13 protein-coding genes are annotated in these 16,422 nt (G+C 42.9%); 2 read left to right on the top strand and 11 right to left on the bottom strand.

Features of this window, described 5'->3' with window-relative positions:
* From F9817_RS14660 to F9817_RS14620, 9 genes are all read right to left on the bottom strand, one after another.
* Positions 1–489 carry a TlpA family protein disulfide reductase gene (locus F9817_RS14660; RefSeq protein WP_161156845.1) on the bottom strand — a complete coding sequence of 163 codons (489 nt, stop codon included), beginning with the start codon at positions 487–489 and terminating at the stop codon, positions 1–3.
* On the bottom strand, positions 479–1,153 hold the full coding sequence (locus F9817_RS14655) for an ATP-binding cassette domain-containing protein (RefSeq protein ID WP_161156843.1): 675 nt from the start codon (positions 1,151–1,153) through the stop codon (positions 479–481). The genes F9817_RS14660 and F9817_RS14655 overlap by 11 nt, the downstream gene beginning before the upstream one ends.
* 1 nt (position 1,154) lies before the next feature.
* Complete coding sequence (locus F9817_RS14650) at positions 1,155–2,291, bottom strand: ABC transporter permease (protein ID WP_161156841.1); 1,137 nt, start codon at positions 2,289–2,291, stop codon at positions 1,155–1,157.
* Positions 2,278–3,558, bottom strand: a complete 1,281-nt coding sequence (locus F9817_RS14645) for an ABC transporter permease (RefSeq protein ID WP_161156839.1) — start codon at positions 3,556–3,558, stop codon at positions 2,278–2,280. The genes F9817_RS14650 and F9817_RS14645 overlap by 14 nt, the downstream gene beginning before the upstream one ends.
* Positions 3,558–4,961 carry a Fe-S-containing protein gene (locus F9817_RS14640; protein ID WP_161156837.1) on the bottom strand — a complete coding sequence of 468 codons (1,404 nt, stop codon included), beginning with the start codon at positions 4,959–4,961 and terminating at the stop codon, positions 3,558–3,560. The genes F9817_RS14645 and F9817_RS14640 overlap by 1 nt, the downstream gene beginning before the upstream one ends.
* 98 nt (positions 4,962–5,059) lie before the next feature.
* On the bottom strand, positions 5,060–5,578 hold the full coding sequence (locus F9817_RS14635; protein ID WP_161156835.1) for an iron transporter: 519 nt from the start codon (positions 5,576–5,578) through the stop codon (positions 5,060–5,062).
* 44 nt (positions 5,579–5,622) lie between these two features.
* Positions 5,623–7,566: an FTR1 family iron permease gene (locus F9817_RS14630; RefSeq protein ID WP_161156833.1), complete on the bottom strand. Its 1,944-nt coding sequence runs from the start codon at positions 7,564–7,566 to the stop codon at positions 5,623–5,625.
* Positions 7,567–7,900: 334 nt separating this feature from the next.
* Positions 7,901–8,320: a DoxX family protein gene (locus F9817_RS14625; protein WP_161156831.1), complete on the bottom strand. Its 420-nt coding sequence runs from the start codon at positions 8,318–8,320 to the stop codon at positions 7,901–7,903.
* Between the two features lie 329 nt (positions 8,321–8,649).
* Positions 8,650–9,549 (bottom strand): LysR family transcriptional regulator, encoded by a 900-nt coding sequence (locus tag F9817_RS14620; protein WP_161156829.1) that lies wholly within the window; start codon positions 9,547–9,549, stop codon positions 8,650–8,652.
* Positions 9,550–9,678: 129 nt separating this feature from the next.
* On the opposite strand from F9817_RS14620, the gene F9817_RS14615 reads away from it, so the two are divergent.
* On the top strand, positions 9,679–10,434 hold the full coding sequence (locus F9817_RS14615; RefSeq protein WP_161156828.1) for an SDR family NAD(P)-dependent oxidoreductase: 756 nt from the start codon (positions 9,679–9,681) through the stop codon (positions 10,432–10,434).
* Positions 10,435–10,661: 227 nt separating this feature from the next.
* Complete coding sequence (locus F9817_RS14610; protein WP_161156826.1) at positions 10,662–12,215, top strand: HD domain-containing phosphohydrolase; 1,554 nt, start codon at positions 10,662–10,664, stop codon at positions 12,213–12,215.
* Between the two features lie 71 nt (positions 12,216–12,286).
* On the opposite strand, the gene F9817_RS14605 is transcribed toward F9817_RS14610, so the two are convergent.
* Together F9817_RS14605 and F9817_RS14600 are read right to left on the bottom strand one after the other, a co-directional pair.
* Positions 12,287–13,909, bottom strand: a complete 1,623-nt coding sequence (locus F9817_RS14605; RefSeq protein ID WP_161156824.1) for a PAS domain-containing sensor histidine kinase — start codon at positions 13,907–13,909, stop codon at positions 12,287–12,289.
* Positions 13,910–14,304: 395 nt separating this feature from the next.
* On the bottom strand, positions 14,305–16,182 hold the full coding sequence (locus tag F9817_RS14600; protein WP_161156822.1) for a methyl-accepting chemotaxis protein: 1,878 nt from the start codon (positions 16,180–16,182) through the stop codon (positions 14,305–14,307).
* Positions 16,183–16,422: the final 240 nt, after the last annotated feature.

Raw genomic sequence — 16,422 nt, 5'->3', positions numbered from 1 at the left:
TTATTGAATAAGATTAACGTAGTGATCAAGGTCCATACCCGGTGAATATCCGATATGAATCTCTTTTAACACACCTTGTCTATCAATAAAGAAGGTGGTTGGGGTAGCGACCACTTGGTATTTTTCTTGGGTAATACCCAGTTGGTCTAAGCCTAGTGGTAACGAGACATTCAGCTTATCGGCAAACGCTTGCAAATCATCAGGATAGGGTTTAATACCCACCCCAATAAAGCGCATCTTATTGGGATGAGTGTCGGCGTAGTCTTGCCATGCTTTCATCATGACCAAACAAGCACCACAAGTTGAAGACCAAAACTCGACCACCACTGGCTGGCCACGCAGTGATTCTAAGGTCATTTTCTGTTGGGCGTTATCCATGACCGCCAAATCCGGTGCAGGCGAACCAATCGCGAGCTTTTGCTCTTTACATCCGGTTAAAGCAACAACGGCTGCACACAGCACAGCCATTGTAAGATGCTTAATTCGCATGCATTACTTCCTCACCCATATATTTACCGTGCTGCAAACGAATAATACGGTCGGTATAACGCCCTAAATCTGGGTTATGGGTCACCATGATGATGGTACGGTTTTGCTTGTGCAAACGTTGGAAAATATCCAGTACGATCTGTTCGTTCGCTTCATCAAGGTTACCTGTCGGTTCATCGGCAAACAGAATCGGACATTCATTAACGAGAGCACGCGCAATACAGACCCGCTGCTGCTCACCACCTGAAAGTTGACTCGGTAAGTGATCGATACGATGCCCTAACCCGACATCTTCTAGCACTTTTTTCGCAGCTTCAATATCGGTGACACTATGGTAATGCTGCGCGAGCATCACGTTTTCCAGCGCGGTTAGGTAGGGAATTAAGTGGAACTGCTGGAACAACAGGCCAATTTTTTCAGCGCGAAATGCGCGGCGACCATCTTCATCGAGACCCGCCGCATCTTGTCCATCGAGAATCACTTGGCCTTCCGTTGCGGTATCCAAACAACTCAAAATGTTCATTAGAGTGGTTTTCCCTGAACCGGAAGCGCCCATGATCGCCACAAACTCCCCCTTATGAATGGAGATATTAATGTTGTCGAGCGCGTTTACTTGGTCAAAACGCTTACTTAGACCTTTGGTTTCAATCGCAAATTCAGACACATTATTCTCCTTTTAACACTTTCGCCGGATCGACTCGCATCGCCCGTAAAGTGGGAATGGTGGCAGCCACTAATGCCGCACAAATAGATAACACAGAGGTAATAACAAACACAGGCGCACGAAGATCAATGCTGGAACTAAACACCGTTTGACCTAGTATCTGCGCCAAAATATACCCAAGCCCCAAACCAATAATGATGGCAGCAACCGTCATCAATAGGGTTTCGGTTAAAATTTGTCGGGTGATTTCACGATGCGAGGCCCCTAACGCTTTTTGCAGTGCAAACTCATGACGGCGCTCTGCAATCATCGCAGTTAGCGTGGTATTCACGCATAAAGTAGACAGTACCAAAATGACAAAGGCCACCACGCCCATCAAGAGCTTGATCTTATCCAGCACCTTGCCTTCCGAGGCGGAGACTTTCAGGATCGGACGAATGGTCAAATCGGGATACGCAGATTTCAGCGTTTTAGCAAACGCATTCACTTGGCCTTTAGCATTATCGATACTGAACATCGCATAGTTCGCTTGATCTGGCTGATCTAGCCAAGATTGTAAGATCGACAAGTTCACAATCAGATAGTTATCTTCTTCTGCACCAGAATCGATAATCCCCTTGATGTTAAACGTATGGCGGTGCTGACCTTTGATAATGCTCACTTGTGAACCGACTTTCACTTCTAATTTTTTCGCCAGTGTCGCGCCTATCATGGCATTACGCTTATCAAACGACACGCCAATCCACTCACCTTTTACTTGCCAGTACGGAACGAGCTTTTTCAGTTGTGAAAAATCAACACCCATCGCCACGACTTTTTCGAGATCCGATTGCACCATGCTATACAGATAAGGGCTTGACGCAACAAGTTGCCCTTTCGGCACTTGACTTACCATAGTGCGATAGTCGTGGGTCGAGATGGTTGAACCGCTGGTCCCCGGGCCCACATAAAAGTTCGCCCCGTAGTTACGCAGTTCGTGACTCATCTTTTGGTTGATGTCGAAATAGACACCCGCCATTGCAGTTACAATGGCAGCCCCCATCGTGAGCGCCGCTAATACGACTAACACACGCCGCATACGCAATTTAAGTGAACGCATCACCAATAAGGTTTTCATTGAACGATTATTTGCGGCCATACAACACCTCTATTGGGTAAAGTGCAGCAATACGACGAGATGGGAAGTACGTACCAAATACAGTCATCACGACCGAAATCACTAAAACAAGCGGTACGATAATCCAGTTGAACGAGACCGTAGAGCCAAATAAGGCGTATCCCATTACTTTCGATAGCCCCCACCCGGCAATACAACCGAGTGAACCACCGAGCAGACCACAAATGATTGATTCAGCATAAAACAGCAGATACACCTGCCAGTTATGGGCGCCAAGCGATTTCATCAAACCAATCTCTTTCGAACGTTGCAAAATCGCATTGGTCATCAATGACGCGATCCCCATTGAAGCGGCGATAAAGGCAGCCAACGTCACCATAAACAATAGGCTTTGAATTTTGTGAATCACAATGCCCTCAGACGCGGCCACTTGCCAAACCGGTCTTACTGACGCGTTATTCAGCGCTTTTTCTAACTGAAATGAAATCGAAGAGACAAACGCGGTACAGAACCACAAGTCGTATTCATCAGAATCAAGCGACTCTAAGTTATCACGCGCTTTTTTCGATAACGCATTTTCCGGCACAGTCAGTGCCGACACCTTGATGCTTTCTACTCGGCCTTGCAAACCAAGTAACTGCTGGCTGATATGCAGTGGCAATACCAACGCCTCTTCTTCCGCGCTACCATCACTTAAAATACCAGTAATCGTCACGGTTTGTGGCTGACCTTGATTGGTTAAAGTAACCGTATCACCCACTTGCCAACCTTGGCTTTTAGCCAGAGATTGACCGGCTAGCGCCTGCTTCTGATCATCATTTGGCCATTGCCCTGTCACCTTCCAATAACGGGAAATGATTTTGTTACCGGTATGGTAATCGGGCTCATCAGGTACAGCGAGATGTTGATCAAAAAAGGTACCGACTATGGCAACTTTCTGCTGACCATTGGCTATTGCTTTACCACGCACAAACGGCGCAAAACCAATAATATTGTTACGCCAAAAGATGTTTTTTATATTGGGCAATTCCGATTCTAATAACAGATCATCTTTGTCCATGGTGCTTAAGGCGTTTTTTAACGCATACGGCAACTGAACTTGCCCTTCCGGTGTGATTTCAATATTGGCCCCATAGCTTTTCATCTCCACCGACATCTTATCGCCAATAGTAATGGAGATAGCGAGCAGCGCTGAAATCAGACCGGCGGCTAAAAAAATGGTCGTGGTTGCCAATACTTTACGACCACTATCATGCCGCCAAGACTGGCGGAGCATTGTCCATAACATTATTCATTCCCTCCTAACGCAGAACTATTTTCTACGTATTGCCAAGGGTTATCGCGGAACGCTTCGTAAGACGCCTCTTCAGTAAAGAAGTAAGTTTTACCGCCAAAGGCATAGCTGTATGGCGCATCTAAATTGGTTAACGATTTCCCATTAACGGGATCTTTCACGGTGATTTTCACCACGTCGCTGAAATACTGCAACCCGGATTCAAGCTGTTTCTTACTGATCACAATTTCGTTATTTTTCAGTGCCCATTGCTTAATTGGAATCGGGTTACAACCGCCAGGATTACCAATAGATGGAATGAAGATATGCACGCCACAGGCCAAACAAATCACTTGGTCGCCATCTTGAATGTAACCGGCATCGCCACACAACATGCAAGCATCAAAGACCACACCAAATTTCATTTCACCGGGATAGCGGTCAATAATAAAGAAGCGCACTACCTTGCCATCACTTGCAATCCATTGATAACGATGCAGTTTTCCATCTTTGATTTCATCAGTGATAGGCACATGTACCGCACCATCATCCGCTAATTGAATGCTCTTAGCGGGCGAACGAGTCGGTGGCTGAGAGGCAACCGCATCCCAATACAACAAGCTGGCAAACACTAAGACCAAACTGACCATAAAGCTACGTAATCTGCGTTGCTTAATATTTAATAACGCTTGCGTTTTACGCCGTTCAATCGGCTGAGACTGTGCCTTCACTGACGCTTTTAGCGGTTTAATCTCTTTAATGAACATCATCACTAACGGAATCAAACACATTAGCAACACGCCATAAGCATATAACCAATAAAAGTTAGTGACTTTCGATACGTAACTGAGCAATCCTTGATATAAATCGAGAATTTGTAGTTTCATTGCGGCGAGGAGCACCTCACCGGATAACGGTAAAATAGCCAGTAGGATTAAGACGAAAAAGAACAAACGCTTGGTGGTACGGCTGCGTAACTCAAACACTTTTGAGCAGAACAGATGGACAGCCCCAACCAAGATAAATCCACCGATCAAAGCAGAGATATTTAAAATCAGTTCCGTATTAATCACACTGGTTGCGCTTATCATGTCTAACTTCGCCACTTTTGCCCACATAAATGCAGCCAAAACCACCAACGCGCCTTGCCATAATAATAACCATTGACGTGGCGTCGTCACGAACAGACCGTAAATCAAGAGCAGGACACACACCGCAATATAGATAATACCAATGGTTAAAATATACACTTGGCTATAAGGAAGAAAGGCGTATGTGAGGCTGCCAATGATGGTGGGGAGTAAAAACCACCAAAAACGTTGTTTATAGAAAGGCTGTGTTGCGCCGGACCAAAGCACACCGAAAAGGACCGCTGGCAACAAGAAGTAAGACAGGACTTGGGAAAGATAAAAGCTCATATTGCCCACATTCTAATTGTTATGATGAGGCGGCTTGGCCAAGCCGCCTCTATTGGGTTACGTATTCAACGCACCCTAATTTCATCCATAGCGCTGGCTTATTTCAGACCAACGTATTTGAACTTGTAAGTCACATCAAAAGGTTTGTACCAACGGCCAACACCTGTTGCTTTGTCAGTATGACGTAGCAGGCCGCCTTTAGAAGGTGGATCGATGTGGAAAGAAAGTTCGTAGTTACCCACACCTAGCATTTTAACGTTTGAACCGTAGTGAGGACCATCAGACGCGATCATCGGCATGAAAGTGCCTTGTTGAGTTTTGCCTGTGTCTAGGTTTTTCATTTTGTAGCTAATGGTTAGGTAAGGGATCCATTCACCAGCAGCAAAACCGTTTTTGTTGCCTTTTAGCGCGTGGATGTCGGCTTCTAGGTGAACGTCTGCTTTAGACGCAGCCATCATCATACCTTGAGGTTCCATTGTTACCGGCTCTAGGTAAACCGCTGCCAATTCCATACCGTTCATTTCAACGGTGTCACCTGCTGGATGTTCACCAGCCACTGCTGTCGTACCAAACATCATGGCTGCGATCGCTGCAGGGATGAGTAGTTTGTTAGTCATTATCGTTATTTCCTTGAATAGTAAGCCAAATGAAAATTAATGTATTACGCTGATTGCTGTACCGACGTTGCATGTTTTCCCTGACGTCGAATCACCATTAAGGCGAATAATGCTGCGATGATCAGCACCACTTGCGGAATTAATGTTTCGACGTAAGGGTAAATCCCCAACAATCCGATTTGCGGTACAGAATCCATCAGTGTTGGGTTAAAGAGTTTGGCTTCAATCAGTTCTAATACCCCTTTGCCAGCAAAGACAAAGGCCATCAGATACATGAATCCACCGGTAAACATAAAGAAAGGTTTGAGTGGTAATTTCACCACGCTGTAACGCATCACAAAGAAGATGATGGTCAGAATAACTATCCCTACAGCTAGGCCGCCAAAGATGCCACTTAACGAACTCGCAGAACCATCGGCACCCAATGCGTAGTAGAATAAAACCGTCTCAGCCCCCTCACGGTATACCGCCAAGAAACTCGCAAACCATAGCCCTGCAATAGAACCAGCAGTCAATGAACGAGACAGTTTGCTCTCAAGATATTTTTTCCACTGCGTGGCTTCAACTTTGGAAAGCAGCCAATAGCTCATCATAAAGAGCACCACCACAGCCACCAGCATGGTGATACCTTCAAGCATTTCGCGACTTGCTCCCGCATTGGTGAACAACCATTGGAATAAGGCAGCAGTAATCACACTGCAAATTAAGCCCACAATGACGGAGTTTTTAATGATGTGCAGCTTATCGCTATGGTCATTTTTAACCAGATACGCAGTAATCGCAGCGACGATAAGGAGTGCTTCAAGCCCTTCACGCAAAATGATGGTTAAACTTGCAATGAAGATCGCCCAGAAACCTTGGCTACCTTCGCCTAGCATATCAGCACCTTTATCCAGTGCTTTGCTTAGAGCTTGTTGTTGACCTTGGATATCACCCAGTGATGATCCCGCTTTCATCATACTGACGATACGGGTGAAGTAACCTTCTAGCTCAGATTTAAATGCGGTATCTCGCGCACCAATGGCATTTTCCATTCCCGTGGCTTCAAAGCGATCGAAGTAAGCATCCTGCACCGCCATCATCGCGTCAGTCACCTTGCCATCTTGGTAAGTGTTAATCGCCTGTGTAATCGCCGCATCAATACCCGTAATCACTGCTTGCCAATCTTGTTTTGGCACACTGTCACTGGCTTGCTCTGCTTGTTTTTGCGAATCACGTGTTGATGGCAATCCTGGTAGATCGTCTTTTAAATCTTGAGTTAAGTTAGCCACGTCGTAACCAAACGCCACTAAATTTTGCATGTTAAATGGCTGTTTAGTCAGCTCAATCATATGCTTGAATCGTTCGTTATAGTCTGCCGCTTTACTGCCTGAGCGGTTCAAACGAATCGCCGTTTCTAAATCGGAATTCTTGTAAGCATCAAATTGCGCTTGGCGAACCAGCTCAGCAGCTTTATCACGTTTTGCTTGTTGCTCTTGTTCTGTGCCTTGGGTTGAGGTGCGATAACTCGCTAACCCCTGGTTGACCATGCGTTCAATAGTAAGAACTTGTTCACGCCAATAAGGCAAAATGCTTGCTTGATGAACATCTTGAGTTTCAGCCACTAATTGAGTGCCGGATTCTAAAATATCGGGAACGGAAGCGACTTGCGTTTTTAACCAGTCAATTTCTCGAGTCACTTGTTGTTTAGGTGCATGCGCAGCAATTAATTTGCGGATTTCACCAAATTTAGCTTCGAGTTGATAAGCGTATTTCTGTGAATAGTTAATCCGGATTGGGCCTTCCATGCCTTCAAAAATTTCGAAATAAGCCATCTGCACGGTGGTTTTGGCTTTATCGGCATCACCAGCTTGGTAAAGCTGTAGGGTTTTATCAAGACGAGTATTAATTTCATCGGCAGCCGCTTGATAATCAATCACAGCTGCGGACGCAGAAAACGTGATTATTAATGTCGTCAAAAGAGTAAAAAGCCGAGCCAGCTTTAACATGATGCGAAGTCCTTAGATACCATAAACATGCAAATGCTATCGCAAATTATTATCATTCACAATCGAAAAGATTTGTTACAAATCAAAAAAATGAGCAATTCATTTCAATTCACCCCGTAACTTTGTTAATTGATAAATATATAAATTTATTGTTATTTAATGGTTTTTTTAAGATTAACGTCACAATTTATCGGATGATTTTACCGAACGTTATTTGTATAAATTTGTGATGGGTAAACGGATATTTTGCCTAAAAAGAACGCCCCATCACATCTCACAATGTGTATGGGGCGTGCGCTTAACAATTCGTGTAATCAGCGATGTTATCGCATCACTACTTTTGTTCACCAAATTTTAAGTTAGTTGGTTTTACTGCATATGGGCCATCACCAATTAATGCAAGAGCGATCAAACCAACGATCCAGAATGCAGGATATTCCCAACCGCCATTTGCATCAGTAAAGAAGAAACCAGCTGGGCCGTGAACCGTTACAATCGCGCCTAATAGAACCGGAATCATTACCACTGCACTAATGCGAGTGTAGAAACCAGTGATCAATGCGATAGCACCCAGTAGTTCCCAAAGCATAGTCACGTAGGCTAACCAGCCTGGAAGTGACAAAGATTGGAAAAATTGTGCAGTACCAGCAGGTGTGAAGACAAAATATTTCAAGCCAAGGTGTGCCAAAAATAAAATGCCAAGAGTGATGCGTAAAAGTAGTGCGGCATAAGGTGTTGTTTTGTTGTCAGTCATGATTCGTATCTCCCGTAAGTTGATGGAAAATACTTTACCTTACTTCCCGTTTAATGATTATCCGGATAAATCGGGTAACATTACTTCTGAAATGGAAGAAATAGTACCCGTAATAAATGCAATAGATTTATAAAACCAATCATTCTTGCCATAACAATAAGTTATGTTGTTGAAATTTGGATTATTTATCACTTAAAAATCACGGTAGAATTAGACGGATTATTGCCTCTTGCAACCATGTCCCATTCAATTGAACAATCCCCTTTTATATGAATTTCGTTTTATATTTGAACCGAAATAACACAATGAATAAAGTGGACGACCCAACTTCAGTCATTCACGGCCTTAAACACTTGGGTTAGCCAATCGATGAATTCACTCAATCGCCTTGGCTGCTGATGTCTTGATTCATACAAGACCGACATCGACATCGATTCACAACGATACTCAGGAAGCACCTCAATCAGATCGCCATTACGTAACTGTTGTTCAACACCACATTTAGGTAACTGAATAATCCCTAACCCATTAAGGCAAGCAGCAAGATAAGCATCCGTAGTGCGAACCGAGATTAAGCTGGGTACATCAACGTAATGACTTTCTTGATGGGCATAATATTCAAACCCATTGGGTTGTTGATAACTGTCTGCCGCATAATCAACCACATAGTGACTGGCAAGATCATCAAGTGTGCGGGGAACACCAAATTGTTGCGCGTAAGTCGGACTAATACAGTTGATCATTTCCATCTTACCTAACGCTCTTGCAACTAAATTACTGTCCTGCAATTTTCCCCCACGAATCACGCAATCAACTCGCTCCTTAATGGGATCAATTCGATAATCTGCCCCAAGAATCTCAATATGAGTATTGGGATAACGCGCAAACCAATCTGGTAAATTGGGCGCAATTAAAGTAGAAAAAAACCGGCTTGGCATGTCGACTCGTATGGTGCCAGAAAGAGTAAAACTTTCACTCTGAAATTGGTCTTCTAATCCTTCCAATTCATCAAGTAATCGCTGACTCTGAATGAGATAGCGTTCTCCTGATTCAGTTAAAGAGACTTGACGAGTACTACGATACAGGAGTCGCGTATGAAGATGTTCCTCTAAGCGACTGATCGATGATGAAATAGCAGACTTTGGCACATTCATCTGTTCTGCTGCACGAGTGAAACTTCCGGTATTTGCCACGGCAATAAACCGTTTCATCGTTTCGATCTTATCCATGATGTCACTCATATTGTTCATTTAATACGAACAGTCTTATCTGATTAGTCTTATTTTTCAAGTTAAGTACTTTGGTTAAAGTCACTCGTGTACCCGAGCTAAAGAGTCTCTAATTAAAAGGAAAGTACGATGAATAAGATTGCACTTATTACTGGCGGTAGCCGCGGATTAGGCAAAAGCACGGCGCTTCATTTAGCAAAGCATCATATAGGGATCATTGTGACTTATCATAGTGACAAGCAAGCAGCCCAAGAAGTAATCACAGAAATTGAGCAGTTAGGAGGCAAAGCCTTCGCCCTGCAGTGTGATATTCGAGACGTGGCTAAATTTGCCGAGTTCTCTCGCCAGTTGAAACTCATTTTAGGTGAACACTTCGAACGTCAATCATTTGATTATCTTGTTAATAATGCCGGAACTGGCCTACATCAAATGATGAAAACAACCACGGTTTCTGACCTAGATGATATGCTCAATATTCATGTCAAAGGCCCCTTTTTCTTTACCCAAACGTTATTGCCATTGATTAACAACGGTGGCCATATCGTTAACATCTCATCTGGTCTTGCCCGCTTTACCTTCCCAGGTTCCGGGGCCTACGCAATGGCAAAAGGCGCGGTTGAAGTCATGACTCGCTACATGGCAAAAGAGTTTGCTAACCAAGGCATAAGAGTCAATACGCTCGCTCCCGGAGCGATTGCGACAGATTTTCGCGGGGGAGCAATAAGAGACAGTCAACAAGCCCAAGCGATGGTTGCCTCAGTCACCGCTTTAGGCCGTGTTGGCGAAGCGGACGATATAGGTAAAGCGATATCGGCTTTACTCAGTGATGGATTGGACTGGGTTACGGGTCAACGAATAGAAGTGTCTGGTGGCATGATGCTATAGCATCAAAATCATGGGGATGACCTCATTGCGTTTAAGGTGAGATACATTCTCACTTTAAACAAAACTATCGATGCTAACTGACTTCGTGCTTACCATTACCTCAATGAGCAGGTAACGACTTACGGCAACAATGTGATTAGATTCATGTTAGCTGAGTGGCGCTTCATGAAGCGGCAATCTATATTTTTATGAAGATAATTGACCAAATATACGATTAAGCCGACAGTATGCAAAACCCATTATTTGCTAAAAAAGCGTCATCTCAACCGAAAGATCCAGTGAAAGATGAGAAGGTAGAAGAAACACTTCCGCCATGGAAAGTAGCGCTCATTGATGATGAAGATGATGTTATTTCTGTTTCCGAGATGGTGCTAAAACGCGTCCTCGTTGATAGCCGCCCATTAGTTTTTCTCAAAGCGCATAATGCTGAAGAGGCAAAAATGCTATTTGAGGAACATTCAGATATCGCGCTTGCCTTAGTTGATGTGGTCATGGAAGATGACCATGCAGGCCTTGATTTAGTTAAGTGGATTCGTGAAAGCAATAAAAATACTACGACTCGTTTAGTTCTACGTACCGGACAGCCGGGCGAAGCCCCCGAAGAAGATGTCATTCGCGACTACGATATTAACGACTACAAAAATAAAACCGAACTCAATTCAACTCGTTTAAAAACAACGATTTACTCTGCAATTCGTTCCTATCGCGATATTCGAGAAGTAGAACAAGGAAGCAAAGGACTTGAAGATGTTGTCAGTGCCACCACTCGGGTTTTGCAAGCATCCAATAGCGAAGCTTATTGCATTCAAGCTCGCCAAGAAGTGCAAGATCTCATCGGACAGAACAGTGTTTGCTTTTATCTTCAATACCAATCGATCAATGCGTTAGGTAACCGAGAAAAAATCCAACTTTCTTTGGTGGATAACGAATATCAAATCAATACGGATATCGATACCAATATTTTTTCTAACGCGATCATACAGCCAGTTAATCATTCGTTATTAACCAAAGAGAACGTATGTGAGGCCACCCAATTCTGTAGTTTTACTCGCCTTTCAGACCATAGTGAGAGTGCCGTTTTGGTCACGTTTAATACGCCAATATCACAACTCGTTCAACGTCTGTTAAACGTAATGTTAACTAAGATATCTATTATTTTTGAAAACCTAACTCGCCGTGAAGATATTGAACGCACTCAACAAGAATTGATGTACATTTTGGGTGATGCGATTGAGATGCGCAGCAAAGAAACTGGCGCTCACGTCCGACGCGTTTCATTAATCTGCGAACTGTTGGCTCAGCGTTTAGGTCTAGATGAGTCATTTATTCAACTTATTAAGCACGCAACACCGATGCATGATATAGGGAAAATAGCGATTCCTGAGCGCATTTTGCATAAACCCGGTAAGTTGGATGAACAAGAATGGGAAATCATGAAAACCCATGCTCAAGTTGGTTTCGACTTATTGTGTAACTCAAGACGTGCGCTGCCACAAATTGGCGCTCGAATCGCGCTATATCACCATGAAAAATGGGACGGTTCAGGCTACCCTTCTGGCTTAAAAGGAGAAAATATTCCAATAGAAGGCCGCTTAATGGCCATTGCGGATGTGATTGATGCCCTAGCGGCCAAACGTTCCTACAAAGAGCCATGGCCAGCAGACAAAATTCTTGCGTTGTTAAAAGAAGAACGCGGCCTCCATTTCGATCCAGATATTTGTGATTTAGCGATAGAGAACTTCGATAAGATCATGGCGCTACGGGATATTTATCCCGATTAACACCCGAGTGTTGGAATGCCGTCAACGAGGCTATTCGAATCAGGAATAGCCTCATTAGTTTCAATCAGCGGTTAAAGCCTTTCTTTAACGTCAAAAACGATAATAAATTTGACTCCTTTCCCCTCTTCACTACGGCACTCAATCGAGCCATTCAATGCATTAGTGATAATGTTATAAGTCACATTTAGGCCGAGCCCAGTACCACCTTCTCCTCGACTAGTGGTAAAGAAAGGATCGAAGATTTTTGGTAGATTCTCCGCACTAATTCCTTTGCCATCGTCTTGGTAATTCAACATAAATGAAGTATGACTATGTTCACTGACGGTGATATGAATATTGCCTGATTTTCTAATGCTAAAGCCATGATTAATCGAATTAACAATTAAGTTGGTTAGCACCTGTGAAATGAGACCGGGGTTAGTGACAACATCATAATCATCACGACACTCAATAGTAATCTCGGTATTAGCTTTACGTACCACGGATCCCAAACTAAATGCGACTTCCTCGACATACTCTTTCAAATTAATGGCACGATCTTCTTCACTCGTCTGATCGACCGCTATTTGTTTAAAGTTACGTACAAGATGGGCTGTCCGATCTAAGTTTTTATTAACAATAGTCGCCAGTTCATTGGCGCTCTTGAGGTATTCTTCAAATAAGGCTTCGTCTAGTTCACCATTTTGATAGCGTTTTCTCACCGCCGCGGTTTCTTCAAGAAATTGGGAGATGCCCATTAAACCGACCCCCACTGGCGTATTGATTTCATGGGCAACTCCGGCAACTAAAGAGCCCAAACTGGCCATTTTTTCCGATTCAACCAGCTTAGCTTGCGTCTCTTTTAAGTTTTCAACAATTAATTCAAGGTTGCGGTTAGTTTCGTCCAGTTCAGAGTTACGTTCGTAAAGTTGAAATTCCAGCTCTTTTTTCTCAGAAATATCTCGAATTACTGCATAAATAGCGTCGACATCATGTAATTTAACCTGAGTAATGATCACCTCAGTCCAAAAGTCAGTACCATCTACTTTACTGTGCACCCACTCAAAGCGAACACTGCGCCCTTTTTCCAATGCATCGTAGATAATCTCTCGTGCTGCCTGTTGCGAAGACCGTCCATCGGCTTGAAACTCTGGCGAAATATCTTTGGGGTGAATACCTATCACCTGATCTTTACTTTCAAAACCAAACATGCGGAGAAATGCTTTATTACAATCAACATATTGCTTGCCATCAAAAATACTCAAACCATCCATGGATTCATCAAACAGAGTTTTAAATACTTCTCTCTGTTCTGCTAACTTTATTTCAAGATCTTTCTTCTCTGTTATATCTCGCCAGTTGGCATGAACCACCACTTCATCATTAAGTATCATTTTGGTAATGATAACTTCACACCAAAATGGATCACCATTGAATTTTTTGTGGTTCCATTCAAAACGTACACTGCCTTCTTCGAAACATTTATTGATGTATTCCATTCCTTTTTCTTGAGAAGAGCGCCCATCAAATTGATATTTAGGCGAGAAATCAAATGGTGTGCGGCCAATAAACTGATCTCTTCTTTCCACGCCGACCAAATCTAACATGGACTGATTACAGTCCACGAAAACACCATCTTTAAAAATCGCCAGACCATCTTTGGAATCACGAAAAACTGTTTCAAAACCATTAATTTGCAGATTCATTTCTTTCATTTCCAATAGAATCCCCTCAGTAAGCAATCACTACTTTTCTATCACTGAAACTAGCAAAGAACAGGGATAATGCCACTTCGAATAAATATATTCGTAAACTTAACCACTGAGTGATATTGAAACGGAATCAGAAATGAATGTTTTTGACGGTGATTACACCAAGTTAGCGACATCTACGATTGAATCATCATAAGATACAGGAGTTAATGGTTTTAGCACGGTAGGAATGAGATTAACTGAGACAAGCAGTTATAGTGGTGGTGGCGGCGGCAGCCTTAGTATTCGTTTATTAGGGGTATTATTTTTATGTCTATTTAGACACAAGCGCCGTAAAACAGCTTGATATAGCCAATGAACAGCCCCCAATTGGAGGCTGTTACTTTAATTGATGGTAACTACCAGCGGAATATCTGGATAGATTTATTCAAGGTTTCTGCAATCTTAGTTAAACCTTGCGCTTTTTCATGGTTATTTTCCGTAATGTCTACCGTAGAACGTGCCAATTCATTGATCTCTTCTACGCTTGCACTGATTTCTGAGGAGACATGACTTTGCTCTTCTACAGCGGCTGCAATTTGCGTATTCATCTCTTGGATCAATCCGACGGATTGTTGAATTTCGTGCAGCGCTTGATTGGCTAATTCTGACTTATCCGACGTTAATTTCGCATCGCTCATATTGTCGCGCATCATTTCAACCGATTGAGTTGCTTCACTTTGCAAACGAACGATTGTCTCATTAATGATGGTGGTACTCTCTTTCGTTTTGTTGGCTAAGTGGCGAACTTCATCAGCAACCACAGCAAAGCCACGTCCATGCTCGCCTGCGCGCGCAGCTTCAATAGCAGCATTTAATGCGAGTAAGTTGGTTTGTTCAGAAAGTCCATCAATCACATCGAGAATTTGTCCGATGCTCTGGGTCTCTTTCTCAAGCTGGATATTCACATTAACCACAGCTTCAATACGATCCACTAACGTCATGATGCTACGGTTCATCTCTTGAACCACTATGATACCTTGGTCTGAATGCTCGTTGGCACCTTTCGCTGCATCTGATGCTTTCAGTGCATTTCGCGCGACTTCATCAATGGACGCCGACATTTCGTTCAATGCTGTTGCAGCTTGTTCAAGCTGTACCATTTGCGATTCTGAGCTTGATTTCACTTTCGATGAAATCTCAGTCATTTCGCCAGAGGCGACTTTCAGCGCTTTTGAAGAGCTCGTGATCTGCATGATGGTCTCTTTCATGTTGGACATCATGCGTAACATCGCGCCCAAAATACCGGTTTCGTTACCCGTGCCAGTGCCAGCCTGAGTCAGATCGCCTTCAGCAACATGTTTAACCATTCCTTCGATTTCAGTCGGCTCACCGCCAATTGGTCGATACATTAGGCGTGTAATTGAAATATAAGTGAGGATGAGTGCAATGATTAACGCAACAGCACCCCACAGAATACTCAGGTTCAAGTTAGAGCGGGATGCAGCAACGATATTATCTTGGCTTTCCCAACTCCATACTGTCCAGCCCAACTCATCGGAAATCGAACTTTCGACAAAGTACTGCTTGCCATTACTTTTATATTTATGGCCAACACCTTCTTTACCTTTATATTTTTCATATGAAGGCATTAAATCAAATATATTTTTACCTACATCATCGGAGTCATGAGCTGACAAAATGTAGCCATCGGCACGGTTTAAGTATATTTGACCTTTCTCAGATAAGGTGCGAATAAACGATGATGTATCCCCGAGATCGATATTCAAACCAATGACACCCACCACACGGCCATTACGTTTAACCGGCTCAACTTGAGAAATAATCATTCTTCCTCTTGCTTCATACGGTTTAGTGGTAACGTGTTCTTCACCTTGCATCGCTCTTAAAAACCAATCACGGCGTAATTCTTTCGCATTAAAATCAGCTATTTTGCCTTCTTTACGATAACTTACCCCATCAGCTTGGGCGTAGAATGCCTCGGTGATTTGGTAATGATTTTCCATAAATTTGAGCTTTTCAGCTAACTGCTTAAGATTAATATTACCGCTATCATCAATATCAATAGAGTCAGATGCCATAATCAGCACATCAAAATTACGTAACAACCGCTGCTCCGCTGCGGATGCGATCAATTTGGCTTCTATTGAGAGTTTATCTTGGTAGTTCTTCTCTGAAGAACTACTAAAAGCGAAATATCCATTCCCCACTATGAATAAAATAACGAGAAAAAATAGACCACCTATTGATAATAGGATTTTATTTTTGGCACTCATGATTTTCCTTGAACGTGCTGACAATTAAGAGTGTTGCTACAATGGCTCTTCGCCCCAAGTTAACAACCTATATACATTTTCGTCACAAATTTAATAAAATTTACGCAAATGCTATTGTTATTCTTCTTAATTTATGCAACCAACAAATAACATTCAAGAAATTATTTATAAAAATCACATTATTTTACTAAAAATTTTTGACATAGTTTCCGGTAATGTAAAACCATCTTTGGTTACAAC

This window comes from Vibrio eleionomae (assembly GCF_009874545.1).
Taxonomy (GTDB): Bacteria; Pseudomonadota; Gammaproteobacteria; order Enterobacterales; family Vibrionaceae; genus Vibrio; species Vibrio nitrifigilis.
This window is presented reverse-complemented; position numbering and strand designations above follow the sequence as displayed.

Bases quoted from the DNA above. Each gene is read 5' to 3' on its own strand.
- F9817_RS14660 (WP_161156845.1), bottom strand. From the start codon at position 489: ATGCGAATTAAGCATCTTACAATGGCTGTGCTGTGTGCAGCCGTTGTT.
- F9817_RS14650 (WP_161156841.1), bottom strand. From the start codon at position 2,291: ATGGCCGCAAATAATCGTTCAATGAAAACCTTATTGGTGATGCGTTCA.
- F9817_RS14645 (WP_161156839.1), bottom strand. From the start codon at position 3,558: ATGTTATGGACAATGCTCCGCCAGTCTTGGCGGCATGATAGTGGTCGT.
- F9817_RS14640 (WP_161156837.1), bottom strand. From the start codon at position 4,961: ATGAGCTTTTATCTTTCCCAAGTCCTGTCTTACTTCTTGTTGCCAGCG.
- F9817_RS14635 (WP_161156835.1), bottom strand. From the start codon at position 5,578: ATGACTAACAAACTACTCATCCCTGCAGCGATCGCAGCCATGATGTTT.
- F9817_RS14630 (WP_161156833.1), bottom strand. From the start codon at position 7,566: ATGTTAAAGCTGGCTCGGCTTTTTACTCTTTTGACGACATTAATAATC.
- F9817_RS14625 (WP_161156831.1), bottom strand. From the start codon at position 8,320: ATGACTGACAACAAAACAACACCTTATGCCGCACTACTTTTACGCATC.
- F9817_RS14620 (WP_161156829.1), bottom strand. From the start codon at position 9,549: ATGGATAAGATCGAAACGATGAAACGGTTTATTGCCGTGGCAAATACC.
- F9817_RS14615 (WP_161156828.1), top strand. From the start codon at position 9,679: ATGAATAAGATTGCACTTATTACTGGCGGTAGCCGCGGATTAGGCAAA.
- F9817_RS14610 (WP_161156826.1), top strand. From the start codon at position 10,662: ATGCAAAACCCATTATTTGCTAAAAAAGCGTCATCTCAACCGAAAGAT.
- F9817_RS14605 (WP_161156824.1), bottom strand. From the start codon at position 13,909: ATGAAAGAAATGAATCTGCAAATTAATGGTTTTGAAACAGTTTTTCGT.
- F9817_RS14600 (WP_161156822.1), bottom strand. From the start codon at position 16,182: ATGAGTGCCAAAAATAAAATCCTATTATCAATAGGTGGTCTATTTTTT.